We start from the raw sequence: 24484 nt of genomic DNA, 5'->3' as shown, positions 1-24484 counted from the left end.
ACAAAGCTGGGGATCCGCGGCGTATACGCCGCGGATCCCCAGCTTGCTCACGGGCCGCGCCTCGGGTACTCAGGGCAGGGAGTACTCGACGAGTTCCGGCGTCGTGCCGCCGGCGGGCGAGCCCGCGCCGATCAGGATGCTGTTTCCGATGACCGCCGGCGGCGAATTGATGCCGGCCGGCTGCTGCGCGGTCCACAGGGTGCTGCCGGTCCTGGTGTCCAGCGCGTACTCGGTGCCGTCCAAGGTGCCGGTGAACAGCACGTCGTTGGCCACGGTCGCGGAGCCGATGTCCATCTTGGGGAAGCTCCGCTGCCACACCACGTGCCCGGTGGCCACCTGGATCGCGGCGATGCCGCCGGTACCGATGCTGATGTCGGGGTCGCCCTCGGACGTGGAGGTGAACGTGGACGGATCATCGCACCAGGGCACGAACAGCAGGCCGTCCGACAGGGCCATCGGCGTCTCGACGCCGCCGAAGACGCCGGGGTACACCGTGACGGGGGTGTCGGGCAGCGGGCCGGTGTCGTTCTCGTGCTTGCCGACCGACACGGTCCACAACGGCTTGCCGTCGTCGGCGCGGAACGCGAGCACCTGGCCGCTCTTGCCCGCACCCACGACGACCTCGGTGCGGACCCCGTCGATCTCGGTGTAGGAGACGATCGGCGAGTCTTCGAAGTCGTAGTCGCGCAAGTCGTGCGACACCGCCTGGTGGTACCACAGGAGCTTGCCGGTCCGGGAGTCCAGGGCGACGAGCGAGTCGGTGTAAAGGTTCGCGCCGGGCCGGCTGGAGCCGTTCGGATACTGCACCGGACCGCCGAAGGGAGCCGGGTTCCCGGTGCCGAAGAAGATCCGGCCCGCACTGTCGACGGCGGGCGGGTACCAGGTACCGCCGCCGCTGTTGACCGCGGCATTGCCCCAGAGGTACCCGTCCTTGACGGTGTTGAAGTCCCAGCTGATCGCCCCGGTGCGCACGTTGAGGGCGTAGATGATGCCCATCGCGCCGCCGGCGTAGTCGGAGAACGTGGTCGGGACGGTGGAGACGATGAGATTGTCGCCGACGACCTGCGGCATGACGTCGATTCCGCCCAGTCCGTTCTGGACGAGCAGTCGGGACCACCGGAGCGATCCGTCGCGCGCGTCGAGCGCGAAGGCGCTGTCGACGGTGGTGCCGAACAGCAGCCCGTCGGCATAGACCAAGCCGTTGGGGCCCACCGTCGGGCTGGTGAAGGCGTGCTTCCATTTCAGGGTGCCGGTGGCGCGGTCGATCGCGAAGACGTCGGAGTCGGTGTTGATCAAGTAGACGGTGCCGCCCACCACGACCGGGGCCGACACGAGTTGCCCGGCGAAAGTCCCGGGCCCGGTCAGCGGGAAGCCCCAGGCCTTCGACAGGCCCGCCACATTGGCGGCGTCGATCGCGGTGTGCGTGGTCGCGCGGGTGTTCTGCAGGTTGCCGTTGGCGCTCGGCCAGTCGGTGCCGTGGGACCCGTGCGACGGGTCGACGCGGGCGGCCGCGGCGGCCGGGTCGGCGGAGACGCCGGTGGGAAAGGCAGCGAGCGGCGCGCAGAGCACCGCCGCGGCGAGCACGTACCGCAGTCTGCGGGTCGAGGCTCGTGCATTCGTGTTTACGCCGGGAAGTTCGGTCATGTCCTGCCTTACTGTCGTCGGCTTCAAGATGAGGTCGAATTTCCCGCGCGCGCCGGTGTGGACACGATCGCATCGCCCCGCCGCCGCGACTTCTTTCAGATTGCGCTGTTCGGCAACCGGCGGGAACTGCGCACAGAACGCAACTACAGAGAAGCCGACGCGCGCGCGTGCCAGCACAGTGGACTGCGGTGGCTCCCTTCGGGCACACCGCCTCAGTGGTCCGACCCCGTCGGCCCAGACACCGGAGCCAGGGCGAGGAGCCGAAAATGACCCAGCATTCTGATGTCGGCGGAGCGGGCCGCCTCAATCCCGGCGCGGGGCCCGAGGGCCGGCGCGCCGCGCGCCGGTGGTGGCGCACCCCGTGGGCGCTGGCGGCGCTGGCGGCCGTGGTGGTGTTCAACCTCTTCTACGCGCTGCCGCGCTACCTGCAGTTCAACCCCAAGCTGTCCCGGGTCCCGCTGGACCCCACCTTCTTCGGGCACGGGGACGGGCACTTCGCCGTGGTGGTCGTGCACGTCATCGCGGGCAACCTGGCGATGGTGACGATGTTCGTCCAGCTCGTGCCCTGGATCCGGCGCAACCATCCGAAGATCCACCGGATCAGCGGCCGGGTCTACATGCTCGGCGGAGTGCTGCCCACGGCGGTGCTCGCGCTGATCCTGGTGCCCTACTCGACGGCCCCGATCGGCAACGTCGGGCTGGTGGCCATGGCGGTCCTGTGGCTGTCCACCACCGCGATGGGCTATGTCAGGATCCGGCAGCACCGCTACCTCGAGCACCGGCGGTGGATGTACTACAGCTTCGCGCTGGCGCTGGGCACCTCCTGGGGCCGAGTCCTGGGCGAGCTCGGGCAGCACGTCCCCGCGCTGGCCATCAACGACACCGACATCTTCCTGGAGATCGCCGGCTGGCTCGGCTGGATCGTGAACCTGGCGCTCGTCCAGATCTGGCTGGAGTTCACCTCGAAGCGCGTGACCGAGGCCTCGCTCGCCCCGCGTCGGCGCCGCCGGACGAGCGAGGCCTCGGTCACGCGCACGGAGAAGGTGCTGCCGTAACACAGGCTACTGTCACACCACCGCCCTTCGCGACCCGAGAAACCCACCACGACCAGCAGGGACGGCGAACGGCGTCGCGCCCGCACGATCCGCGCGACGCCGTTCGCCGTCCCCGTCTTCGCATGCGCCGCAACCGAAGAAAGGTATCGCTATGAAAGCCGCTGTCGTCCCTGGGCCGGGTGTCCGCTGGGAACTGCGTGACGTCCCCGATCCGGAACCCGGACCCGGCCAGGTCCTCGTCAAGGTTCATGCCTGCGGGGTCTGCCACAACGACGTCTGGCTCACCAACGGCGTCTACAACCTGCCCGGGATCGATCCGGTCATCGTGGGGCACGAGGCGGCCGGCGAGGTGGTGGCGGTCGGCGCCGGCGTCACCGCCCGCCAGGTCGGCGACCGCGTCGGCACCACCTGGATCCAGGCCGGCTGCGGCCGCTGCGATTTCTGCCGGAAGAACCCGGGGTTGCTGACCGGGCGAACAGGTATGAACTGCACCAAGCCGGTGATGACGGGGATGACCGCCCAGGGCGCCCACGCGGAGCTGATCGCGGTCACCGCGCAGAGCACGGTGCTGCTACCGGACGCGCTGTCGTACGAGCACGCCGCGCCGGTGCTCTGCGCGGGCTACACCTCGTGGAGCGCACTGCGCGCCGCCGAGCCGCAGCCGCTCGACCGCGTGGCCGTGGTCGGGATCGGCGGGCTCGGACATCTGGCCGTGCAGTTCGCCAAGGCCTGCGGCTTCGAGACCGTGGCCGTCACCCGCTCCCCCGACAAGACCGCGGCGGCCCGCGAACTCGGCGCCGACCTCGTCGTGTCCGACGGCGCCGGCCTCGTCGCCGCGGGCGGCGCCGACGTCATCCTGGTCACCGGCCTGTCCCAGGAGACCGCCGCCGACGCGCTGGCGGGCCTGCGCCCCGGCGGCCGGATGGTGCTGGCCAACATCGACGTCTCCGGCGGGCTGAAGATCGGGCCGGAACGGCTCCTCTGGGCCAACGGACAGCGGATCCTCGGCGCCGGCCACGACGGCCTGCACCTGCTGACCGAGGCACTGAACCTGGTCGCCTCCGGACGGGTCACCCCGCGCACGGAACTGTTCCCGATGCAGCGAGTGGCCGAGGCCCTGGACCGTGCCGCGAAGGGCGACGTGCGCTTTCGCGCCGTCGTCCAGTACTGACCACGTATGCCGAGTACGTCGAGTACAAGGAGTCCTTGGCGCGGGCCCCGACTCCCCGTAACCGAAAAAATCTTTCGCAGCGATGTCGGGACCTTCGACTCGGCGCCGACTAAGGAGTAGAAGGGCGCACCGGGCGTCTCACGCAGTAAGGAATGACACGATGAAGTTCTTGATCATGATGTACCCGAACTCCGACGTCCTGGCCGCGCTGCCGGAAGACGAGCGCAACGCCGTCTTCCAGGGCCACGGCACCTTCATGGAGAAGATCAAGGCCTCCGGCGAGTTCGTCGGCACCGTGGCCCTGGCCGGCACCGACCAGAGCTCCGTGGTCCGCGTCCGCGGCGGCGTGCCCGCCGTGACGGACGGCCCGTACAGCGACGCCAAGGAGACGGTGGGCGGCACCTACATCATCGACGTCAAGGACCGCGAGCGCGCCCACGAGCTCGCCGCCCTGATCCCCGACGCCGCGGTCGAGGGCCTGGGCATCGAGGTCCGGCCGATCGTCTTCAGCGAGGACGCGACTGCCTAACCAGCAGCTGATCGCCCGGGGGCATCGCGCCCCCGGGCTCCTTGGGGCGACCGGGCGACCGCCGCGGTCGTCGCGGATCGGCCGTGTCAGGGACGTCCAGTACGGCACGGCCGCCAGAGTCCAATGCGAAGCTCGACGCTACGAACAGTTGTGTCCTTAGCGCGTAGCGCAATCAGTGCCTACGATCAGCTGTGTGGAGAATCAATCTTCGTCGATACATGACGAGGCCGCAGCGGAGGAGGCGCGGCTCGCGGCGCTGATGGCGGGGCAGGCCGACGTACTCGCCGACGTGATGGTCGAGCGGATCATGACGACGGTGCCGGCCTACGCCGAGGGCGGCGTCGATCCGGCAGGCGTGCGCCGGGCTTGCCTGGACATGATCGCCCACATCCTGGAGCCCATGTCCCGAGGCGAGGCTCCGACGCTCGACCTGTTCGACGGTACCGGCCGGTCGGTGGCCATCGCGGGCATCCCGCTCACGGCGTTGTTGGACGCGTTCCGGGTCGCGGCGGTCTCCGGCTGGGAGCTGTTCGTAGCGATGGCGCCGGCGCTGGACGTGTCCGTCGCCGGTGTGCTGCGGGTCGCCACCAGCTTCCTCCGTCTCCTGGACCTGTTCACGCAGGAGATGACCCGCGGCTACCGCGAGGAGATCGGCGCTCAGGTACGGAGTGAGGAGCAACGCCGGGCCGCCCTGGTCCAGGCACTCATCGAGGGCCGCCTGGTCGAGTCCGATCTCTGGGAAGCGGCCGATCTGCTGCAACTTCCGCATCGGGGACCATACGTCGTCATCGCCGCCCGAGTCCCCGGCATCGGCAGCCACGCACTGCCCAGCATCGAACGCGGCCTGGGCGGCCTCGGCATCGATTCGGCCTGGCGCCTGATGCACGACGTGGAGATCGGCGTGGCGCGCCTGCCGCGCACCGGCCCGGTGGTGTTCGAGCAGCTGGTGACGGCGCTGAAGGCGGGCGGCGAAGGCCGGGTAGGCGTCAGCCCGCCGTACGACGACCTGCGCCTGACCTCCCAGGCGCTACGCCTGGCCCGGATCGCACTCCACGGCGCCCTGGACCACCGCAAGGTGGTGGTGTTCGGCCGCGACCCACTGTCGGCAGCGGCCTCCAGCGCACCGGACATCATGTCCCGGGTAGCCGGAGAAGTCCTGTCCGGCCTGAGCGAACTACCGCCCGAGGACCGCACATCGCTACTGGACACCTTCGGCGTCTGGCTGGACTGCGCAGGCTCGGCGGACGAGGCCGCCAAGCGTCTGTTCGTGCACCCGAACACCGTGCGCTACCGTCTCCGCCGGCTGGAGGAGCGCACCGGCCGGTCATTGTCCGACCCGCGAGCGAACGCCGAGCTGAGCCTGGCCTTCGAAGTGGACCGGCGAACCCGCGATCTTCCCGACTGAATCCAGTCGAGCGCGACGGTCGAAACGTCGATGGAAGAGGCGAGCATGCCGCCGAGCGCAGTGCGCAGCCCTGCCAGCCCAGCAGTGTCGACGTTCTTGGCCGTCGCGTCACTCACGCACTGACGCATCCAGGCGAACAGACGGCTCGCGACCAGGTACACCAGCCTCAACCCCACAAACCGACATCGTCCCAGCTCACACCGGTTATCGACACCCGGACGCCGAGCGCGACTTCCTCAGACGCCGAGGCCGGACCGCTCGCGGATCGCTTCCTCCGCCGTGACATTTCGTCGCGGACGCGGTCGCCCCCGTGGTCGTCGCCCCGGTCGCCGGAGTCCACATCCGGGCCGTTCATGACGGACACGGTCCGGGCGAACCAGCTGCGGGATGCTGATCCGCAGGCTCTCGATCGCCTGAACCGCGTCCGTCCGCATCCGTCCTCCCGGCCCGCACCGCTTCACCGGCCCCGCACGTGGCGAGCGCATGGCGCCTCCTCGTGTCGCCGGAGGGTGCGGAAGGCGCGAGAGTGAGAGATGTGGGCCATTTCCGAGGAGTCGGCGCGCCCGAAGGGGCCGTGGCGGAAGCCGCGCAGGCTGGTGCGGCGGCGTCGGCCACGATGCCCAGGCGGTCGCGCCGAATGCTGACCGCGGCGTACCTGTTGATCGCCGCGGCCATCGTGGCGGACCTGCTCACCGGGCCGCACACCACGGTCTCGCCGATCCTCGCCGCGGTCCCGGTGCTGGCGGCGGCGGGCGCCAGGTCCGCCCGGGTGCCGCTGGTCGCCGGGGCGCTGGCGGCCGTCGGCGTCGGGCTGCTCGCCCTCGGCAACCAGGACGTGTCGGCCGCCGTGCACCTCGAGGCGGTGGCCGCCGTGGCGGCCGTCACCTTGGCCAGCGCCGCCGGCGTCGTGCTGACCAAGACCCGGGAACAAGAACTCCAGCAGGTCCGCACGGTCGCCGAAGCGGCCCAGCGGGCCCTGCTCCGTCCCGTCCCGGACAGGATCGGCGGGGATCTCTACGAGGTCCTGGACACCCCGTACGGCACCCGGGTTGTGCTCGGTGACGTGCAGGGCAAGGGCCTGGCCGCGGTCGAGACCGCCGCGGACGTCCTCGGTGTGTTCCGAGCGGACGCCCGAACGGAACCAGACCTCGCCCGACTCGCCGAACACCTGGACAGCGCGCTCGAGCAGAGCCAGCACAACGAGCGGTTCGTCACGGCCGTGCTGCTCGCGGTCCCGGCGGCGCAGGACCTGGTGGAGATCGTCAACTGCGGCCATCCGCCACCCCTGTTGCGGCACCGCTCCGGAGCCGTGAGCGAGATCGAGCCACCGTCCTATGTACCGCCGCTGGGATTGCAGGCACTCATCCCCGACGCCATCGGCGGCAAGACGATCGACCTGGAGCCCGGCGACCTCCTCCTGCTCTACACCGACGGCGTCTCGGAGACGCGCGACCTCCAGGGCCGGTTCTACCCGCTCGCCGCCAGACTCGCGGCGATCGGCGCGCGAGAGCCCGACGCGGTTCTCGACGAACTGCTCGCGGACGTGGTGGCCTACTCCGCCGACGGGATGACCGACGACGCAGCGCTGCTCGCCGTCCGGCGCGACGCTTGAACCACGGTGGCCATGGCCGCCACGTGTTCGGGCTCGTCGGCGCAACGAATCTGGACCACGCAACGCAGGTGTCACAGGATTTTTCACAGGATTGATTGCTGCGGTTTGGATTGGCCCGGGTGCGGCGGCGAGAAGCGGCCCGCATCGCGGTCGCCGCCAGCGAGTTGCCGGGCGATGTCGCGGGGAACGCGTACGCCGCGGGTGCGGAGGTCGGTGATGAAGCGGGCGGAGAGCGGATCCGGCCGTGCCGGCGTCACCGCGATCAGCTGCCTGACCCACTTCGGGGAGAAGGACCGGATCGCGGCTGGCAGGCCGGCGCTCACCGCACTCACCGGGGCGACGCAGACACCCAGACCGGCGGCGGCCAGTTGGGGCCCGGCTGCGGTGATCGAGGTGCTCATCACCGGCTCGGGCCGTACCCCGGCATCCGCGAGTGAGCGGTCGAGCCAGTCGCGCAGTCCGTTTTCCGGTGCGAAGTGCACCAGCGCCACGCCATCGAGTTCGTGCAGTTGCACGTCTCTCGGGCCGGCCAGACGGTGACCGACCGGCGCCGTCAGCACAATCTCCTCCTCGGCGATCACGCTGGTCACGTAGCCCTGCGGGACCGGCGCGGGTAGCAGCACGATGTCGACTGCGCCGGTATCGATGAAGCCGAGCAACTCGGCGAGTACGGCGGACTCGCGCAGGCTTACGACGATGCCCGGACGCCTGCGGTGCCATTCGCGCAGGACCGGGGCGACGAGGGGAACGGTAAGGCTCTGGGCGCACGCCACGCGCAGGCTCCCACCCGTGCCTTCACCGATCGCACGAGCCGAGTGCATGGCCGATGCGGCAGCCTCGAGCGCCCGGCGGGCGTGCGGGAGGGCGGCGCTGCCTGCCGGGGTCAGACTCACGCCGCGTGGACGGCGGTTGAGCAGCGCGGTTCGCGTCTCCCGTTCCAGCTCGGCGAGCTGGTGCGAGACCGCGGGTTGGGTCAGGTGCAGCAGCCGTGCGGCCTTTGTGATCGACCCGCAGTCGGCGACGGCGACCAGACACTCGAGCGCACGAAGGGATGCCATAGACAGAGTTTATGTCAACTCTCGGAACTATGAATCTCGCGATGGGAAGGCCTGGCGGGCTCTTGTCGCTGAATATCTCAGCGCCCGCATCGGGCGTGTACGAGCGAAAATCAGGAGGTTCCCATGACGCAAGTCTTTGTGACCGGCGGGTCGGGGTTCATCGGGCGGGCGCTGATCCGTCGGCTGGTGGACGAGGGGCACGACGTCCGAGCTCTCGTCCGGAGCACGACGGCAGCAGACACGGTCGCGGCATTGGGTGCGAAGCCGGTGCGGGGGGTGCTGACCGAGCCTGACACCTGGCGCGACGCGGTGTCAGGCAGCGAGGTGCTGTTCCACTTGGCGGCCGAGACCGATCTGGACGCCGACCTCGCCCGGCACCGGCTGGTGACCGTCGAGGGGACCCGGGCTGCACTGCTTGTCGCCCGCGAGGCCCAGGTGGCCCGCTTCGTGAGCTGTGGCAGCGAGGCCGCACTGCTGGCCGGCGACCCGCTCATCGATGTCGATGAGACAGCACCGCTGCGGCCGGACTCATCCGCACCGTATTGCGCAGTCAAGGCGCAGCAAGAGGCCATCGTGCTGGAGGCGAACACCAATGATTTCACCACCGTCTCCATCCGCCCCAAATTCGTGTGGGGTGCCGGAAGCCCCGTGACCGACGGCCTCGCCGCCGTCGCCTCGGCGGGGCAGTTCTCGTGGATCGAGGGGGGACGTCACACCACCGATATCACTTTCGTCGACAACGCCGTCGAGGGTCTGCTCCTGGGTTGGCGGCGCGGAAAGCCCGGCCAGGCGTACTTCGTCACAGACCAGGAACCCGTGCAGTTCCGCGAGTTCATGCAGACCGTGTTCGACATCTACGGCGTCGAGACCCCTATCCCTGACATAGACCTCGACACCGCGGCCCGAGTCGTTCCGGTGCCGGTCCGTTGGTTCATCGGGCAGACCTGCACGCTGCGCACTGACAAGGCCGTCGAGGACCTCGGCTACCGCCCGGTCGTATCCCGGACGACGGCACTCGACATCCTGCGTCGATCCCGCCAGGCCGAGACCACATCCGCGGAACGCTGACACCGGGCGTCGACGCAGAGGAATTCAGCTACCCGCTGAATTCCTCTGCGCCGGCGACGGCGAACTGGTCCTGCACCGGTCCACCCCGCCGGACGACTTCTGATACCGGTACGGAGAAGGAGAAGCGCCACCGTGTCATCTGTCGCGCACGACGACCGACCGATCACGACCGAAAGCACGCTCCCGATGCTGAGCCTGCTTGCCCTGTTCATCGCCGGCTTCCTCAGCATCCTGAACGAGACGGTGCCCGCGGGCCTGCTGCCAAAGATGTCCGCAAGTCTCGGCCTGTCGGATTCGGTCGCTGGTCAGACCATCACGGTGTATGCCCTCGCGACCGCCCTGACGGCGATCCCACTCAACGCTGCTCTGAAGAGCGTCGGCCGCCGTACCCTGCTCGTCTGGTCCCTCAGCGCGTTCGCAGCAGCCAACCTCGTCATCGCCCTCGAAAACAACTTCACCGTCATCCTCATCGCCCGGCTCGCCGCCGGGGTGGCCGCCGGTTTGATCTGGTCCAACATCGGGGGAATCGCCGCACGGCTGGTCCCGGAAAACGCGCGGGGCAAAGCGATCGCGATCGCCCTGGCCGGCACACCCGCGGCCCTCTGCCTCGGGCTGCCCGCAGGCACCGCCTTGGGGGACGCGGCCAGTTGGCACGCCACGTTCGGCGTGATGGCGGCACTGTCCGTGGCGCTGATCGCCTGGGTCTTCGCCTCGGTGCCGAACCTCGCAGCCGAACCAAAGAACGCGCACGTGTCTTTCCCGTCCATTCTTCGTGCTCCCGGCGTCCGCACCATCCTGTGGGTCGTCGCCGGCTTCATCACCGCCCACAACCTGCTGTACACCTACATCGAGCCGCTGGCGAGCCGATCCGGCACCGGCCGGATCGAATGGGTGCTGCTCGTGTTCGGGGTCGCGGCTCTGCTGAGTATCTGGGCGACGGGGCACTTCGTTGACCCGCACCACCGCGTGCTGATGCTCGTCAGCAGTTGTCTCCTAGGCGTGAGCGCCGCCGTGCTCGGGGTCGCCTTCGTCAGCCCTGCGATCCTCTATCTGGGCGTCGCGGCGTGGGGCGTGGGATTCGGCGGTTCGGCCACCCTGTTCGTGACCGCCGGGATCCGAGCGGCGGGCACCGACGGGGTTCAGGCCGCGATCGTCACGGTGTTCAACCTGAGCATCGCGGCGGGAGGAGTCTTCGGGGGCCTCCTTCTCACCGGATTTGGAGTGCTGTCCATCCCTTGGGCGTCCGCGGCCATCATGATCCCCACCATCGTCACCGTCGTGGCGGGGCGGCGGCATTCGTTCCCGCATTGGACCTGAGGGACTGTGATGCCTGCCGTGATGGGCTGCGGACGCGCTTCCCTGCCAACGGTCACCCGCCCACCGCGACCCCGGGTCTCCGACAGTTCGAGTGCGAGGCGGTCGCGGTCGCCGGCGGCCCCGGACCAACGGTTGCCGGTCTCAGCCTCCTCGTCGCCTTCCGACGTTTCAGGTCGACCTCGGCAGGCCGTAGACCTGGCCGACGTCGTGTTCTGGGAAACGCCCGCCCCGCTTGCGCAGCGTAGGCTCGGCGGACGGCACATGAAAACTGACAGCCGAGGTATCAGGGGCGCGCCATTACCGTCGGGCACGGGAGAGTGAGACGTGGAAATCTCGAAGGCGAGCCAGGACGGCGTGGACGTGCCCGAGTCGGACGCGCCCGAGCCAGACACGCCCGAGCCGAACCCGCCCGCGGCAGCCGAACTCCGCCGCCGGCCCCTGCGGCGCGTGTTCACCATCGGAATCCCCGTCGTCCTGATCATCGCCGTGTTCGGCTTCGCGATACCCCGCCTCGCCTCCTACGGCCAGGTGCTCGACACGTTGCGCACGATGACCGCGTCCTCGATCGCGATGGTCGCCGTGGCGGCGCTGGTCAACCTGCTGGCGAACTGGGCGCTGATCATGTCGGCCGTCCCGGGGCTGTCGTTGCCGCGGGCGGCGGCGTCGAACCTGGCCTCGACCGCGGTGGCCAACACCGTTCCCGGCGGCGGTGCGATCGCGTTGGGGATCAGCTGGCGCATGCTCGCCGGATGGGGCGTGACCTCGGGGGAATTCGCGGCGTACGCGGGGGTGACGGGGGTCTGGAGTGCGTTGGCGAAGCTGGCGACGCCCGGTGCGGCGGTCCTCGTGCTGCTCTTCACCGGCCGCCTCTCCTCCGGCCTCGGGGCGACGACGACGCTGCTGACCGGCGCTTCGATCAGCCTCGGGGTCTTCGCCGTGGCGGTGGTCGTGCTTCGCAGAGGCCTGCGTGACGAGCGGGTGGCGCAGGCCGTCGGCCGGGCGGCGCAACGCTCGGCCGGGGCCGTCTTCAAGGTGTTGCGCCGCCCGGCGCCCATGGGGGTGGCCGCGGCGGTCATCGGGTTCCGCGACCAGGCCAGAGACCTGCTGCACGAGCGCGGGGGCCGACTGACGCTGGCGACCGTGGCCAGCGACCTGGGCTGGCTGGTCGTGCTCCAAGCCTGCCTGCTGGCCTGCGGAGTACCGCAGAGCCAGGTCTCCTGGGCCCGCTGCTTCGCCGGCTTCGCCCTGGCCCGGCTGATCTCCACCGTCCCGATCACGCCCGGCGGACTCGGCGTCATCGAACTCGGCCTCACCACCTACCTGGCGGCGTCCCTGGATCCGGTGTCCGCGGCGCGCGTCACGACCGCGATCCTGCTGACCCGGGCCGTGACGTTCGCGCTGCCGATACCGCTCGGCGCCGTGACCTACGCCGGCTGGCATCTCAAGCAGGTGCGGGCCGCCGTCACCGACGGGTAGGCGACGACCCTCTCAACGACGCCGACGGATCGTCGGGGCGACCTCACAAAGCCTGGTCGCGCTTCGGGAAGACCACCTCCTGCAGGATCAGCCCGATCGCAGCGGCCGTCGGCACCGCGATCAGCGCGCCGACCAGACCCATCAGCGTCCCCATCACCAGCACAGCGATCATCGTCGCGATCGGGTGGATCCGCACCGTGTACTTCATCGTAAGCGGGTTGATCAGGTGGTCCTCGGCGAACCGGAACAGGGTGTAGAAGACCAACGACGCGATCGCGGTCGGCACGGAGACCGCCAGCGCGACCAGGCTGACCGCGGCGCCGCCAACGGTCGAGCCGATGACCGGGACCATGTCCATGATGGCGACCAGGAAGCCGAGCACAGCGGCGTACGGGACCCCGACGGCCAGGCACCAGACGAAGGTGGCCAGGCCGGCCAGCACCGAGGTGGCCAGGTTGGCCAGCATGTAGCGGCCGACCTGCAGCAGGATCCGGTCGGTCAGGTCCCGGCTGCGCGGCCGGTTGCGCGCGCTCACGAACCGCAGCCCGAAGTCCCGCACCGTGGGCATGCCGACCAGGAAGTAGATCGTCAGCGTCACCACGATGAAGGTCGAGGTGACCGCGCCGACGATGATCTGCCCGGCGGTCATCAGACCGGAGACGAGCTTGCCGGCCACGTCGCCGGAGGCGAACTGCGCCTTGGCCTTGGCGACGAGGTGGTAGCGGTCCTCGATCTTCCCCAACTGGGAGTGGTGGTCGTGGATCTCCTGCAGCCAGGTGGGGATCTCCTTGGTCAGCGCCGTGACCTCGTTGCTCACCGGCGGAATGACCAGAGCCAGGAAACCGCCCAGCACAGCGGTGAATCCGATCAGCACCACGGCGACCGCGAACCCGCGCCGCAACCGCAGACGCTCCAGACCCACCACCATCGGCTCCAGGCTGACGGCCAGGAACGCCGAAAGCAGGACCAGAATCAGAACCTGCGCGGACCGCAGGATCGCCTCAGCAGTCGCATACGCCAGGATCGCTCCGGCGGTGAACCCATAGCCGACCTGGAACCAGGACCGCTGCGCAGGCAGCCGCCGCACGGTCCGGCCGGGCACCCACAGCCGCTGCCCGTCCGACGCATCGGACTCCTCCGCGGCCCCCGCTATGCGCGATTCCGTCGCGCGCAGATCGTCGTGCGCCGCGATGGTCGCCGACGGCAGAACCGCCCCACTGTCAGTCACGCCTGACCCTCCCTAAGAGTGGCGACACTTCGCGAAGCCACAGAACATCGGTTTGGCCTGGTGTCCTGACTGCCCCAGAACAAACGTGCGCGATCAGCCATCGGCCCTCACGCCGTCTGCCTGAGCCGTCAATATCAGTAACCTGATGACTCTCACGGGACGAGGGATGATGGGGATGGGCTTGCGCAGGAGTAGGCGCGTCGAGGAAGGCTCAGGAGAACGGCAACCACTGCCGAGCACCCGACGGCCGCCCTCACAGGAGCAGCTCAGCCGTCTCCAAAAACGGCCGCGCGACGTCTTCGGCGCCGAACGCCAGCACGAACAGGCCCGTGGAAACTCGTTCCAGGAAGCCCCACTCCCAGATCGCGGTCTCGTCCACGCCGCTGTGCTCGGCCAGCAGGGCGCAGTAGCGACGAGCCACGGGCTTCGCGTCGCCGGCGAGCAGCTGAGGACACCAGTCCCGAAGAACGACGCCGAGGTCGTAAGCCGGCTCGGCGAGGAACCCGTCGGGGTCGACGAAGACGAAACCGGACTCGGCGCCCGGTCTCGACGCCGCCGCCCGCAGAGCGTTCCCTGGATGCGGGTCGCCGTGGACGACGACACAGCGGTCCAGGTCGAAGGCGGCGGCGCGGCGTTCCGCGAAGCGGAGAGCAGTCGCGACCGCCGCCTCGGAACAGGGGTGGCCGAGCCGGTCCCAAGTGTCGCGGACGAACCGGGCCAGCCGCGTCGCCTTCTCCTGTTCGGGGTCGACGGCCGCCCCGGAAGGTCGTGGAACCGTCCATGCCTGCGCGAGGGTGTGGCACAGGTTCTCGATCGCGAGTTCCGGCGGCAGGGTGAGCTGGTCCATCGACGGCCCGCAGAGCTCCAACAGCATCGCGTGACGTTCGGCATCCGCAGCGAGCAGATGCGCGTAGCCGTGGCCGTGTGCGTCGGCAAGGGTCCGAACCTGATCGTCGAAGCCGGTTTCCGGCATCGCCAGTTTGAGGACCGCCTCGCCGCCGTCTCCCGTCCGCACGCGCAATACGCAGGAAGCCGACCCACCGCTCAACGCCGCGACCGGGTTTATCGACCAACGGTGCCGCAGGTCGGCAACGAGGTCAGGCAGAGCGGCCAGCCACCGCTCGCCGACCTGTCCGAGGTTCGCGCTCTTCTGGCGCACCAGGGCGGGCATCTCAAACATATGGTCGGTCGCCCCGTATTCGTGACTTGGCCGCTTCGGCGGCACCAGCGTTTTCCCTCGCGAGGACGATTCTTGCGCGCCAGCTCCACTTACGTTCATTGTGACGGTGACAGGCGTTCAGGGGATGACGTGGCCGGTGTCTTGGTCTCGCTGGTGGATCTCCATGATTTCGGACCAGGGCGGCGGCCCACCCAGACGCCAGGGCACCTGCTGCTTGTCCGCGGCATGGAGCGATCGTCTGGCAGCCTGAACGAAGTTCCGTTGTGCGCTGTCGAGTCTCTGGTGGATCTGGCGAAGCTTTTCCAGGTCTTTCGGCTGCCCGAACGGGAAGGTGCTGAATTCTCCGATGGCCTCGCTGAGTTCGAGGGCCGCCATTCCGGTGCCGGAGTCGGCTACCAGGCTGACGGACACCAGCGCGGCGTTCCACTCTTCCCAATCGATTCCCTGGGGGACTCGTTCCTCCCAGTATGCGTGGCGCAGGCCGATCTCCACCGCGCCGAAGCTCTGAAGAAAACGCTCATACGCCGCAATCGTCCGATCGCGGCTCCACTGTCGGGCTTCGTTGCGCCGTCCAGCCATGGTGCCGACGAGGATGCCCAGGATGGTCGCGCCGGCTCCAGTGGCCGTGGATATGACAGTCCCCCATGCGGCGGCCATGACCTTCTACCTCTTCCTGGCGGCTCAGACTTCGATGGTGAAAAAACCTACTGATCTTCTGCGTTCCCTGACAACCATCAGCCGCAGGCCCCGTTGAGACCCTCTGGCAAGTGGGGGCAAATCTGTTGTCCCTGCGCAGGGTCGGCTGAAAGGCTCCGCTCATGGCGATGCTGATTCTGACTGTCGGCCTGCAGGGCGCGGGAAAGACCACGCGGGCACGGCAGTTGGCCACGAAGCTGAACGCGCTGCGGCTCACGCCGGATGAGTGGATGATCCCGCTCTTTGGAGAGCCGGAGGCGGACGGAAAGCGTGACGTCCTGGAGGGACAGCTGCTGAAACTCGCGCTCGAGGTACTGCGGCTGGGGAACACCGTCGTCCTGGATTTTGGCTGCTGGTCGCGCGATGAGCGCTACGCGATCCGACATTTGGTGGAGGATGCAGGCGGCTCGTTCGAGCTCGCGTACATGCCCGTGGACGAGGAGACCCAGCGGGTCAGGGTCGCCCACCGGCAGGCGACCGCGCCGCACGAGACGTTCCCCATGTCCGACCAAGAGCTGGCCGACGCTAGGGCCTACTTCCAGGAGCCCGATGATGCCGAACTCTCAACGGGGCAGATCATCGATCCGCCAAAGGGCTGGCATAGCTGGAACGAATGGGCAGCCGACCGGTGGCCATCGTTCGGCGACGCGACGCCGGCCCCGGCGCACGGCTGGGGCTGCACTAGGCTCGGCACATGAGCAACGCTGATGCTGTCATCGCCACCCTGCGCAGCGAGTTCGACGACCTCGCCGGACTGTCGTCCCGCTTTTCCGACCAGCAGCTCGCCGCGCCGACCGCCGCGGAGGAATGGGACGTCTCCCAGGTTCTCTCGCACTTGGGCAGCGGCGCGGAGATCAACCAGAACACCCTGCGGGTATCGCTGGAAGGCAAGCCGAATCCCGGGATCGAGTTCAGCAAAGCGATCTGGGCGAGATACGACGCGGCGGACCCGCGGGATCGGCTGGAGTGGTTCCTAGCCGCCAACGAGGCGCTGACCCAGTCCCTTGAGTCACTCGGCGAGGAAACCCGGCAGAGCCTGAGAATCGACACGGGCTACCTCCCCGACCCCATCGACGTAGCGGGTTTCGCGACCGCACGGCTGAACGAGCTCGCGCTGCACTCCTGGGACATGCGCGTCGGCTTCGACCCGGCGGCGACGGTCACCCCGGCGGCCACTGCGCACCTGCTGGCCCTGAGCACAGACGTAGCCGGCTACATCGGCCGACCTGAGGCACTGGATGGCCTGGCCGCCGTGATCGCGGTGACGACGACCGACCCGGGGCAGTCCTTCACCCTGACGCTGGGCGACAAGATCAGCGCCACGATCGGCGCCCCCGAGCAGGCCGACGGGACGCTCACCCTGCCCGCCGAGGCCTGGCTCAGGCTGGTCACAGGCCGGTTGAAGCCGCAGTACACGCCCGACGGGATCACCGCGACCGGCGTGGCCGACCTGAACCTCCTGCGCCAGGTGTTCCCGAAGTTCTAGGCGGGCACGTTCACCCGGTCGTCGCCCTGTCGCGTAGTCGGCTGCGTTGCAACGGGCCGGTGTCGCGGTCGGCAGTGTCTTGAGACACCGGGCGCGCGAATTAGCCGGCCGGGAAAGCGCGCCTTGACGCGCTCCACCAGCCGGCCGATAACTACCGACGAGCTCAGCCGCCGAAGCGGATCGAGACGATCTTCTTGTCGAAGCCGATCGCCCCCAGGTCCGGCACGTCGGCGGTGACCACGTGGGACGTGCCGGAGCAGTCCGGTCCGGTCCAGATCTTGATCGGGCCGCCGGAGAGCTGGAGCGAGGACGCCGCATCGGGCTGCCGGACGTTCACGCAGCCGGGTCCGGCGACGCCCTCGGAACCGTTGGGCTCGCTGAAGTTCGTCCCGCTGTCGAGGATGACGCTGCCGTTCCCGAGCGTGGTGCTGCCACCCGACGAGGAGGACGCGGCCGAGGACGGGGCCGAAGCGGACGAGGACGAAGTCCCCGACGGCACGGATCCGCCGGCCGGAAGGACCTTCTTACCGGTCGGCGAGACCGCGAACCAGGTGCCGCCGACGCCCTCGCCGTTGGTCTGGCCCGGGGCGGTGTCCTTGCTGAACCGGTAGATCGGCCAGTGGCCGATGGTCAGCTGCAGGGTGCCGTCGTCCCGCTTGATGACGCCGATCTGCTTGACGGGCACGCCGTCCACGAAGACCTTCGAGCCCGGGCGCACCAGAACCGGGGGCCACGTCACCGCACACTGACCGTCGCAGTGGGACGCCGACGGGTTCGGGGTGTCCTTGTCGAACCGGTACATGGTGAAGCCGGCGCCGTCGTGGACGATCGGGCTGAGTCCGTTGGCCGAGCCGGCGCTGAGCTGGACCCAGTTGAGCGCGGCCGGGTCTGTGCGCGGACCTGAGTAGAAGTCGCCGGTGTTGGCCGGAGCGTTGTTCTGCTTGGCGGTGCCGTTCTGGTACTGCATCTGCGTCGACAGGGTGTCACCGTTCGCATTCGCGTCCGCCCCGCCGGAGCTGTCGCTGCTGTCATAGGGCGAGCCCGCAGTGCTGCTGGTGGCGGCGACGACGGCGCCGGCCGGCTGCGCGGCGGGCTTCGCGGCGCCACTGCTGCACGCGGTCAACGACATCGCGCCGGCTGCCACTGCGGAGACGGCCATAGCAGTACGAATCCGGATCATTCTTGATCTTCCCCTCATCTCAGGACTGATACTGGTTCGTGGTGAACCTTGCGGGTGACTTACGCAGCCCCGCGGCGGCCGGTTCAAAGCCCGGAGAACTCTTTTTTTGAGGCCGCGGCCGGCCACACCCGTCGCATGGACGGGGCGCCTGGACTCCGGCGACCTACGCAGCCGGACCCGGACCGGTTCAATGCCGATCGATGGAGGATTCCTTTGAACCCGCTCGGGTTCCGCTGCGTGGGTTGAACCGTCACGGTTCCAACTCAAGGAGCGATCATGCGTTTCCGGTCGGGCCTCACCGTCAGAGCTCTCACCGATTCCGGCCTGGGCCCGATCCCCACCGGCCAGAACGGCCGCAAACTCTGCGCGTTCCTCAACGACAACAACGGAAGCAGCTCCTGCGCCAAGTGGCCGCTCTACTATTACGTCCGCGACACCGCGGCCGGTGACGTGGACGGACAATGCGTGGACGGCGTGTGGTTCGCCGTCGGTGCGGACGGCAAGCTCATCAAGCCCGCCGGGTGAGGAATGTGGACGCCGCCGTCTTTCTGCCTGGGGCGGACCTGGCCGGCCCCGGTCAGACACGACAGAACCGTGACCACGCCGACCGCTCGACCTGGAACGGCGGAAAAGCCATGCGCCATGGGGACGAACTGGCGGTTGATCTCTACCGCGAGCACGCAGCGCCGCTGCTACGCTTCGTCCTGAGCCTGAACGGCGGCGCCCGGCAGGACGCCGAGGACGTGGTCCAGGAGACCCTGGTGCGAGCCTGGCGGCACGCCGACCGCCTGGACGGGGAGACCGGCTCGCTGCGGCCGTGGTTGCTGACGGTGGCGCGTCGCCTGGTGATCGACGAGCACCGGCGGCGCAAAGCCCGGCCGCCGGAGGTCTCCGACGCGTCGCTGGAGTACCGGCCGAGCGAGGAGAGCGTGGAGAAGGCACTGTCGGCGATGGAAGTGTCCGAGTTGCTGGACACTCTCAGCGCCCCGCACCGCGAGGTGCTGGTCGCGACCTACCTCAAGGGGAAGTCCGTCGCCGAGGCGTCCGCCGAACTGGGCGTACCGCCAGGCACCGTCAAGTCCCGCGTCTACTACGCGCTGCGCGCGCTGAAGCTGGCGGCGGCTGAAAGGGGGCTGACCCGGTGACCGAGCCCGAACACACCGACATCGGCGCCTACGTCCTGGGACTGCTGGAGCCGGACGAGGCGGAGCGTTTCGAGGAGCACCTGTTCGGCTGCGACCGTTGCTCCGCGGAACTGGAGGAGTTCTCGGATCTCCCGGCGCTGCTGCAGCCGCTGGTAGCCGAGGACGACGACGCCGAACCACTGGCCGTGGCCCAGCCGAGCCCGGAGCTGCTCCCCAAAGTCCTGGACCAGGTCTCCGGCGCCCGCACCCGGCGCCGCCGCCGCAACCTGCTGGCCCTGGCAGCAGCCGTAGCGCTGATCGTGGCCGGCCCGGTAGTCGGCATCGCGATCGGCCGCCACTCGGCGAGCACCTCAACACCCACCGACAGCGTCGCGGCCGAACTGGTGATGATGGGCGAGCGCCACACCGCCACGAACACGGCGAACGGAGTCAGCGCCATCATCGGCCTCGAACAGCGCGACTGGGGCACCCACATCGCGGTCGAACTCCGAGGCGTGAAGGGCCCCCTCACCTGCGACCTGGTCGCCGTCGGCAAAGACGGCAGCACGCAGGTGGTCACCAACTGGTACGTGCCGCCGCACGGCTACGGCGTCCCCGGCCACACCGCCCCGCTGGACCTGCACGGCGGCTCGTCGATGGCGAAGAGCGACATCGACCACGTCGAGGTGCGGACCGACACGCAGCAGGTGCTGGTGAGCGTGCCGGTGTGAGGGCTGGCGCGAGCTTTTCGAAGACCAGCCCCGACCGCACGGTCACGGCTGTCGCCACGCGCTGGGGTGTCGTCGATCCGGGCCCATTTCAGCAGGCTTTTCAAGGCGACGTACGGCTACAACGCAGCCGCGCTCACAGCCGACAGGCGCGCACGGATGGTCAATGCGTCCGCCGCCGGGCCTGGCGAGGATGGCGGTGCCGGAATCGCAGAAAGGTGTGAAAGCCCTGGAGCCCCTGTCCGCCGGTTGACGCGAACGTGATCGCGGTTCCGGCTCAGGAACGTCGGGCCGAGTCAGCCGTCAGCCGCTCTGCCGATGCGCCGTGGCAGAAGCCTGGGACAGCCGAGCGACCCGGAAGCGACCCGGAAGCGACCGGCTCGCACGAGAGTGGTTCCGCCAGCTTCGTGTGAGACGGAGTTGACCTAGGCCTGATGATGCCTTCGCCTGAAATCGCTCTGAGAGGATTCCCTTGAAGACACCCCGCTTTGTGGCCGCCGTCGCGAGCGTACTGCTCGCCGTCGGCATCGGGATCGCAACGACATCCCCGGCCTCTGCTGCCAGCGCCGCACCCACGGCCAGTGGCCTCAAGCTCAGCGCACAGTCCGGCGCCGGACCCACCCTGACCGGAAACGGCGTCAGCGGACTCTCCTTCAGACCCAATAGCAACCCTTACGGGTTGGAGCTCAGAAACGCCTGGAACGCGTGCATCGGATTCCAGAACGGGGATACCGGCAATGGCGCACAAGCACGCCAGGAGCCGTGTGACGGCCAACCCGACCAAGCCTGGGTAGAGCATGGGGCGAGCAACGGTTATTGGTTCGTAAACGCCAAGGGCGGCAATTGCCTTGATATCGCATACGGAGCCACCGGCACCGATGGCGCATACGTGATGCTGTGGACCTGCAGCAACAGCTACTCCCAGACTTGGCTCTGGGGCAGCAACATCGGCATCGGTTGGAACCTAACGGACAAAGATGGTAAATGCGTTGGGATCGACGGCGGCAGCAATGGGGCAGGCTTGCCTGCGATCATCTGGGACTGCAACTCCAACAATGACCAGATTTGGAGGTTGACCTAGCCCCGAAAGTGGCTTGGCGACCGCAGCTTCAGCCGGCCGCCAAGCCACTTTGCCTTACCTCCCCGTGCAGAAATCCCTAACAGCTCCCGGGGCTTCGCCAGATCCGCGCGAATTGAGCCCACCTCGGGTGTAGCCCCACGACGGATTGTCCCGCGCCAGCCGCAGGATCAGTTCCAGCGCCGCCGGTGTACCGTATCCGCGCAGGTGAGACCTCATAGCAGGGTTCCTGAACCACACAGGCAGGTCAGTGGCCCCCTTGTTCTTGAATACCCATTCATCTATCGTGGGCGCATGCCCCGACCGCGCGAGTTCGAACCCGAAGCCGTCCTCGACGTCGCCATGCACCGGTTCTGGGAGCGCGGCTACCGTGCGACCTCGATCGAGGACCTGGTGAAGGCGACCGGGGTCAAACCGGGCAGCATCTACAGCGCGTTCCCAGGCGGGAAGCAGGCCCTGTTCCTGTTGTCGCTGGAGCGCTACTCCAAGCTCGTCGTGCCGCAGAAGCTGGGCGAGTTGGAGGGGGCGCACGCCGGGCTGGCGGAGGTGCGCGGCTATTTCGACGGCCTGGTGCGCGACCTGCTGACCCCCGAGGGGCGGCAGGGCTGCCTGCTGGTGAACACCGCGATCGAGAAGGCGGCCGAGGACGATGCGGCCGCGGCGGTGGTGCGGGGGCACCTGGCACGGCTGGAGCGGAACATGGCTGCGGCGCTGGAGAACGCGCGAAGCCGCGGCGAGGTGCGTCAGGACGTGGATCCGACGAGTGCGGCGCGGGTGCTGGTCGCGACGTGCCAGGGGTTGATGGTCGTGGGCAAGGCGAATCCGGACGAGGCGATGCTGACAGCCATCGTCGAGGGCGCGTTCGGCAACCTCGTCTGACCGCTGCGCCGCAGGGCGCTGAACATCGCAATGAACATGGCATTGAGCATGGCAACGAGCAGGCCGCCGGTGTGAGTCCGGCGGCCGTTTTCAGGCCCGATAGTTGAACACCTATTCAAGAATGGACCGATCAGCATGCGCGCCATCACCATCTCCCGCCCCGGCGGCCCGGAAGTCCTCACCCTCGCCGACCTGCCCGACCCGGTGCCCGCCGCCGGGGAGGTCCTGATCCGCGTCCGGGCCTTCGGGATCAACCACGCGGACGCCTACATGCGCTCCGGAGCCTGGGGCCAGGTCGCGGACGTGCCCGGCATCGAGGCGGCCGGCACCGTCGCGGCCGACCCGTCGGGAACGCTGGCCGCCGGCGCGCCGGTCGTGGCGATCCTCGGCGGCATGGGCCGGTCCCGCAACGGCTCCTACGCCGAACTCGTCACGGTCCCGGCGACCAACGTCGTCCCGGTGACCGGCATCGCCGCGGACCTGCCGTGGACCACCCTGGCCGCGATCCCCGAGGTGTACGCGACCGCCTGGAGCGCTCTGCACGCCAACCTGGAGCTCCGGCCCGGCCAGACCATCCTGGTCCGCGGTGCGACTTCCGCGCTCGGCCAGGCCGTCGTCGACCTGGCCCGCGACCTCGGCGCCACCGTGGTGGCCACCAGCCGCTCGGCCGAGCGCGCCGCCGCACTGAAGGAGTTGGGTGCGGACACGGTCCTCGTCGACGACGGCGCCCTGGCCGCGCGGGTGGCCGGGCACGGACTGCGCATCGACGCGGTGGCCGACCTGGTCGGCAACAGCGTTCTGCGGGACTCGCTGGCGTGCCTCGCCCCGCGCGGCCAGCTCTGCCAGCTCGGATTCCTCGGCGGACTCGCGCCGGTGGCGGACTTCAACCCGCTCACCGACCTGCCCACCGGGGTCCAGCTGAGCTTCTTCGGCAGCGCGTTCGTGCTGGGGACGCCGGAGTATCCGCTGGCCGGGATACCGCTGAACGACATCTTCGCCAAGGTCGCCGCGGGCACGCTGCGAGTCAGGCCGCCGCGGACGTTCGCGGTCGACGACATCGTGGCGGTGCACCGGCGGATGGAGGCCGGGACCGCCGGGGGCAAGATGGTGGTCGAACTCTGAGGTCAGGCTACTGATTCAGGGGCCGGACTCATCCCATCCGGCTGGTGAACTGGTTGATGTCGAAGTAGTCGCGCCAGGCGTCGATCTTGCCGTCGGTCACCTCGAAGGTTCCCATGACCGGCAGCTCGAACGATTTGCCGGGGAGCGTGAAAACGTCCACCCGTTCGGTCATCACGATCGGTCCGTTGGCCGCGATGTTGATGACGCGGAAATCGATGCGCTCGATGCCCGGCGTGCCGGGGCGGATGAACGTGGCGATGGTTTCGGCGATGGCCTCGCGGCCATGGACCGGCTCCAGGGGGATGTTGTGGTACGTGGCGTCGTCGGTGAAAAACGCTGCCAGCTCGGCGGCGCCGGCGTTGTCCGACCATGCCGCGCAGAACCTGCGCACCAGCTCGATGGGGCTTTCCATCTGGCTCCTCCTGCGGTCTGCGGTCTGCGGTCTACGGTCTGAGTTCTGCCGTCGATGGTGACAGTGCGCTGCGATAGCCGCGCTAGGCGGCGAGGATGAGCTTTTCGTGCGCTGTGCCCGCTTCGAGGAGGGCATGCGCCTGCGCGGCGTCCCGCATCGCCAGCAGCCGCTGTGGACGCAGGCGCAACCGCCCGGCGGCCAGAAGCGGCATGGTCAGCTCGACCGCGTCGGGCGCGCGGTCCGGGGTCGGGGCCGACAGGGCCACGCCGAAGTCGGCCGCGTGCTCATCCGCGAGGGTGATCACGCGCGCCGGCCCACCCGCGAGTTCGACGGCGTCGCGCAGGCCGCCCTTGCCCGCGGCGTCGAAGACGGCGTCCACCGTCTCGACGTGCGCGCGCATCTGCGCCAGCAGCGCCGATCCGTAGCGGACCGGGATCGCGCCGAGTTCCTTGGCGAACTGCTCGTCGTTCGGACCGGTGGCGCTGAAGACCGTGAGGCCCTGGGATACGGCCAGCTGGGTGGCGATCACGCCGACCGAGCCGCCGCCGCCGAGGACGAGCAAGGTCTCGCCGGAGGTGACGCCAAGCTGGCGCAGGACGCCGACGGCGGCTTCGGCCGAGGCCGGCAGCGCTGCGGCGTCGGCCCAGCCGACGGTGCCCGGTTTGACGGTCCAGGCCGAGGCGAGGGCGTACTCGCCGTAGCCGCCGAGCGCGGGCAGTTGGGCGGCGACCTCGTCACCCACCGACACGCCGGTCACGCCCGGGCCGAGCGCGTCGACGGTGCCGGCGGCCTCGAAGCCGAGCACGGCCGGGTCGGGCAGCGGGAAGACCGCCCGGAGGTCGCCGCGGCGGATCTTCAGATCGGTCGGCCCGACCCCCGCCGCGTGGACCCGCATCCTGATCTGGCCCGGTCCCGGTTCCGGCAGGGCGACCTGCGACCACACGAGCGTCTCGGGCGGCCCGTATCCGGTGAGCACTGCTGCGTACGGCATGGGTACCTCCTGCTCCTGGCGGCCCGCGCGAGAATGAGGCTGGCA

24 protein-coding genes are annotated in these 24484 nt (G+C 69.1%); 16 read left to right on the top strand and 8 right to left on the bottom strand.

Annotated elements, in window-relative coordinates; all coding sequences use genetic code 11:
• Window positions 1–69: 69 nt before the first annotated feature.
• On the bottom strand, window positions 70–1644 hold the full coding sequence (locus ABH920_RS48535; RefSeq protein ID WP_370356400.1) for a PQQ-binding-like beta-propeller repeat protein: 1575 nt from the start codon (window positions 1642–1644) through the stop codon (window positions 70–72).
• 266 nt (window positions 1645–1910) lie between these two features.
• Between ABH920_RS48535 and ABH920_RS48530 the strand changes: the two genes are divergently transcribed.
• The 5 genes from ABH920_RS48530 (at window position 1911) to ABH920_RS48510 (ending at window position 7416) form a co-directional block, all read left to right on the top strand.
• Entirely contained in the window at window positions 1911–2699 is a 789-nt protein-coding gene (locus ABH920_RS48530; protein WP_370356398.1) for a DUF2306 domain-containing protein, read from the top strand.
• A 151-nt stretch (window positions 2700–2850) separates the two neighbouring features.
• Complete coding sequence (locus ABH920_RS48525) at window positions 2851–3870, top strand: alcohol dehydrogenase catalytic domain-containing protein (RefSeq protein WP_370356396.1); 1020 nt, start codon at window positions 2851–2853, stop codon at window positions 3868–3870.
• A 160-nt stretch (window positions 3871–4030) separates the two neighbouring features.
• Window positions 4031–4399, top strand: a complete 369-nt coding sequence (locus tag ABH920_RS48520) for a YciI family protein (protein ID WP_370356394.1) — start codon at window positions 4031–4033, stop codon at window positions 4397–4399.
• A gap of 193 nt (window positions 4400–4592) precedes the next feature.
• Window positions 4593–5804, top strand: a complete 1212-nt coding sequence (locus tag ABH920_RS48515) for a PucR family transcriptional regulator (RefSeq protein ID WP_370356392.1) — start codon at window positions 4593–4595, stop codon at window positions 5802–5804.
• Window positions 5805–6378: 574 nt separating this feature from the next.
• On the top strand, window positions 6379–7416 hold the full coding sequence (locus ABH920_RS48510; RefSeq protein WP_370356390.1) for a PP2C family protein-serine/threonine phosphatase: 1038 nt from the start codon (window positions 6379–6381) through the stop codon (window positions 7414–7416).
• An 83-nt stretch (window positions 7417–7499) separates the two neighbouring features.
• On the opposite strand, the gene ABH920_RS48505 is transcribed toward ABH920_RS48510, so the two are convergent.
• The gene (locus tag ABH920_RS48505; RefSeq protein WP_370356388.1) at window positions 7500–8474 is read right to left on the bottom strand and encodes a LysR family transcriptional regulator; all 975 of its coding nucleotides are present in this window, start codon (window positions 8472–8474) and stop codon (window positions 7500–7502) included.
• A gap of 123 nt (window positions 8475–8597) precedes the next feature.
• Here ABH920_RS48505 and ABH920_RS48500 point away from each other — a divergent pair, with 123 nt between their 5' ends.
• From ABH920_RS48500 to ABH920_RS48490, 3 genes are all read left to right on the top strand, one after another.
• On the top strand, window positions 8598–9542 hold the full coding sequence (locus tag ABH920_RS48500) for an NAD-dependent epimerase/dehydratase family protein (protein ID WP_370356385.1): 945 nt from the start codon (window positions 8598–8600) through the stop codon (window positions 9540–9542).
• A 186-nt stretch (window positions 9543–9728) separates the two neighbouring features.
• Window positions 9729–10859 carry an MFS transporter gene (locus tag ABH920_RS48495; protein ID WP_370356383.1) on the top strand — a complete coding sequence of 377 codons (1131 nt, stop codon included), beginning with the start codon at window positions 9729–9731 and terminating at the stop codon, window positions 10857–10859.
• 324 nt (window positions 10860–11183) lie between these two features.
• Window positions 11184–12335: a YbhN family protein gene (locus ABH920_RS48490; RefSeq protein ID WP_370356380.1), complete on the top strand. Its 1152-nt coding sequence runs from the start codon at window positions 11184–11186 to the stop codon at window positions 12333–12335.
• Window positions 12336–12378: 43 nt separating this feature from the next.
• Here the strand turns inward: ABH920_RS48490 and ABH920_RS48485 are convergent, their stop codons facing one another.
• From ABH920_RS48485 to ABH920_RS48475, 3 genes are all read right to left on the bottom strand, one after another.
• Window positions 12379–13563: an AI-2E family transporter gene (locus ABH920_RS48485; protein WP_370356378.1), complete on the bottom strand. Its 1185-nt coding sequence runs from the start codon at window positions 13561–13563 to the stop codon at window positions 12379–12381.
• A 253-nt stretch (window positions 13564–13816) separates the two neighbouring features.
• The gene (locus ABH920_RS48480; RefSeq protein ID WP_370356376.1) at window positions 13817–14734 is read right to left on the bottom strand and encodes an aminoglycoside phosphotransferase family protein; all 918 of its coding nucleotides are present in this window, start codon (window positions 14732–14734) and stop codon (window positions 13817–13819) included.
• A 126-nt stretch (window positions 14735–14860) separates the two neighbouring features.
• Window positions 14861–15400 (bottom strand): hypothetical protein, encoded by a 540-nt coding sequence (locus tag ABH920_RS48475; protein WP_370356374.1) that lies wholly within the window; start codon window positions 15398–15400, stop codon window positions 14861–14863.
• Window positions 15401–15561: 161 nt separating this feature from the next.
• Between ABH920_RS48475 and ABH920_RS48470 the strand changes: the two genes are divergently transcribed.
• Window positions 15562–16137 (top strand): AAA family ATPase, encoded by a 576-nt coding sequence (locus tag ABH920_RS48470; protein ID WP_370356372.1) that lies wholly within the window; start codon window positions 15562–15564, stop codon window positions 16135–16137.
• Window positions 16134–16925, top strand: a complete 792-nt coding sequence (locus ABH920_RS48465) for a maleylpyruvate isomerase family mycothiol-dependent enzyme (protein WP_370356370.1) — start codon at window positions 16134–16136, stop codon at window positions 16923–16925. Before ABH920_RS48470 ends, ABH920_RS48465 begins: the two co-directional genes overlap by 4 nt.
• Window positions 16926–17088: 163 nt before the next feature.
• Here the strand turns inward: ABH920_RS48465 and ABH920_RS48460 are convergent, their stop codons facing one another.
• Window positions 17089–18084 (bottom strand): hypothetical protein, encoded by a 996-nt coding sequence (locus ABH920_RS48460; RefSeq protein WP_370356368.1) that lies wholly within the window; start codon window positions 18082–18084, stop codon window positions 17089–17091.
• A 297-nt stretch (window positions 18085–18381) separates the two neighbouring features.
• On the opposite strand from ABH920_RS48460, the gene ABH920_RS48455 reads away from it, so the two are divergent.
• The 6 genes from ABH920_RS48455 (at window position 18382) to ABH920_RS48430 (ending at window position 23036) form a co-directional block, all read left to right on the top strand.
• Window positions 18382–18630: a hypothetical protein gene (locus ABH920_RS48455; RefSeq protein WP_370356366.1), complete on the top strand. Its 249-nt coding sequence runs from the start codon at window positions 18382–18384 to the stop codon at window positions 18628–18630.
• Between the two features lie 110 nt (window positions 18631–18740).
• A complete protein-coding gene (locus tag ABH920_RS48450) occupies window positions 18741–19250 on the top strand; it encodes a sigma-70 family RNA polymerase sigma factor (protein WP_370356364.1) in 510 nt (169 codons plus the stop codon).
• Complete coding sequence (locus ABH920_RS48445; RefSeq protein ID WP_370356362.1) at window positions 19247–19960, top strand: anti-sigma factor; 714 nt, start codon at window positions 19247–19249, stop codon at window positions 19958–19960. Before ABH920_RS48450 ends, ABH920_RS48445 begins: the two co-directional genes overlap by 4 nt.
• Window positions 19961–20429: 469 nt before the next feature.
• Window positions 20430–21038 carry an RICIN domain-containing protein gene (locus ABH920_RS48440; protein ID WP_370356360.1) on the top strand — a complete coding sequence of 203 codons (609 nt, stop codon included), beginning with the start codon at window positions 20430–20432 and terminating at the stop codon, window positions 21036–21038.
• A 291-nt stretch (window positions 21039–21329) separates the two neighbouring features.
• Complete coding sequence (locus ABH920_RS48435; protein WP_370356358.1) at window positions 21330–21914, top strand: TetR/AcrR family transcriptional regulator; 585 nt, start codon at window positions 21330–21332, stop codon at window positions 21912–21914.
• A 135-nt stretch (window positions 21915–22049) separates the two neighbouring features.
• A complete protein-coding gene (locus tag ABH920_RS48430) occupies window positions 22050–23036 on the top strand; it encodes a zinc-binding dehydrogenase (protein WP_370356356.1) in 987 nt (328 codons plus the stop codon).
• Between the two features lie 28 nt (window positions 23037–23064).
• Here ABH920_RS48430 and ABH920_RS48425 read toward each other — a convergent pair whose 3' ends face one another.
• Entirely contained in the window at window positions 23065–23448 is a 384-nt protein-coding gene (locus tag ABH920_RS48425; protein WP_370356354.1) for a limonene-1,2-epoxide hydrolase family protein, read from the bottom strand.
• A gap of 82 nt (window positions 23449–23530) precedes the next feature.
• Complete coding sequence (locus ABH920_RS48420; protein ID WP_370356352.1) at window positions 23531–24439, bottom strand: alcohol dehydrogenase catalytic domain-containing protein; 909 nt, start codon at window positions 24437–24439, stop codon at window positions 23531–23533.
• Window positions 24440–24484 lie beyond the last annotated feature (45 nt).

Origin of the sequence: Catenulispora sp. EB89 (assembly GCF_041261445.1) — a bacterium.
In the GTDB taxonomy this organism is placed as follows: Bacteria; Actinomycetota; Actinomycetes; order Streptomycetales; family Catenulisporaceae; genus Catenulispora.
Note: the sequence above shows the minus strand (reverse complement) of the source record. Positions and strands in the feature narration are given on the sequence as shown.

Bases quoted from the DNA above. Each gene is read 5' to 3' on its own strand.
- ABH920_RS48535 (WP_370356400.1), bottom strand. From the start codon at position 1,644: ATGACCGAACTTCCCGGCGTAAACACGAATGCACGAGCCTCGACCCGC.
- ABH920_RS48530 (WP_370356398.1), top strand. From the start codon at position 1,911: ATGACCCAGCATTCTGATGTCGGCGGAGCGGGCCGCCTCAATCCCGGC.
- ABH920_RS48525 (WP_370356396.1), top strand. From the start codon at position 2,851: ATGAAAGCCGCTGTCGTCCCTGGGCCGGGTGTCCGCTGGGAACTGCGT.
- ABH920_RS48520 (WP_370356394.1), top strand. From the start codon at position 4,031: ATGAAGTTCTTGATCATGATGTACCCGAACTCCGACGTCCTGGCCGCG.
- ABH920_RS48505 (WP_370356388.1), bottom strand. From the start codon at position 8,474: ATGGCATCCCTTCGTGCGCTCGAGTGTCTGGTCGCCGTCGCCGACTGC.
- ABH920_RS48500 (WP_370356385.1), top strand. From the start codon at position 8,598: ATGACGCAAGTCTTTGTGACCGGCGGGTCGGGGTTCATCGGGCGGGCG.
- ABH920_RS48495 (WP_370356383.1), top strand. From the start codon at position 9,729: ATGCTGAGCCTGCTTGCCCTGTTCATCGCCGGCTTCCTCAGCATCCTG.
- ABH920_RS48480 (WP_370356376.1), bottom strand. From the start codon at position 14,734: ATGCCCGCCCTGGTGCGCCAGAAGAGCGCGAACCTCGGACAGGTCGGC.
- ABH920_RS48475 (WP_370356374.1), bottom strand. From the start codon at position 15,400: ATGGCCGCCGCATGGGGGACTGTCATATCCACGGCCACTGGAGCCGGC.
- ABH920_RS48470 (WP_370356372.1), top strand. From the start codon at position 15,562: ATGGCGATGCTGATTCTGACTGTCGGCCTGCAGGGCGCGGGAAAGACC.
- ABH920_RS48465 (WP_370356370.1), top strand. From the start codon at position 16,134: ATGAGCAACGCTGATGCTGTCATCGCCACCCTGCGCAGCGAGTTCGAC.
- ABH920_RS48460 (WP_370356368.1), bottom strand. From the start codon at position 18,084: ATGGCCGTCTCCGCAGTGGCAGCCGGCGCGATGTCGTTGACCGCGTGC.
- ABH920_RS48455 (WP_370356366.1), top strand. From the start codon at position 18,382: ATGCGTTTCCGGTCGGGCCTCACCGTCAGAGCTCTCACCGATTCCGGC.
- ABH920_RS48450 (WP_370356364.1), top strand. From the start codon at position 18,741: ATGCGCCATGGGGACGAACTGGCGGTTGATCTCTACCGCGAGCACGCA.
- ABH920_RS48435 (WP_370356358.1), top strand. From the start codon at position 21,330: ATGCCCCGACCGCGCGAGTTCGAACCCGAAGCCGTCCTCGACGTCGCC.
- ABH920_RS48430 (WP_370356356.1), top strand. From the start codon at position 22,050: ATGCGCGCCATCACCATCTCCCGCCCCGGCGGCCCGGAAGTCCTCACC.
- ABH920_RS48425 (WP_370356354.1), bottom strand. From the start codon at position 23,448: ATGGAAAGCCCCATCGAGCTGGTGCGCAGGTTCTGCGCGGCATGGTCG.
- ABH920_RS48420 (WP_370356352.1), bottom strand. From the start codon at position 24,439: ATGCCGTACGCAGCAGTGCTCACCGGATACGGGCCGCCCGAGACGCTC.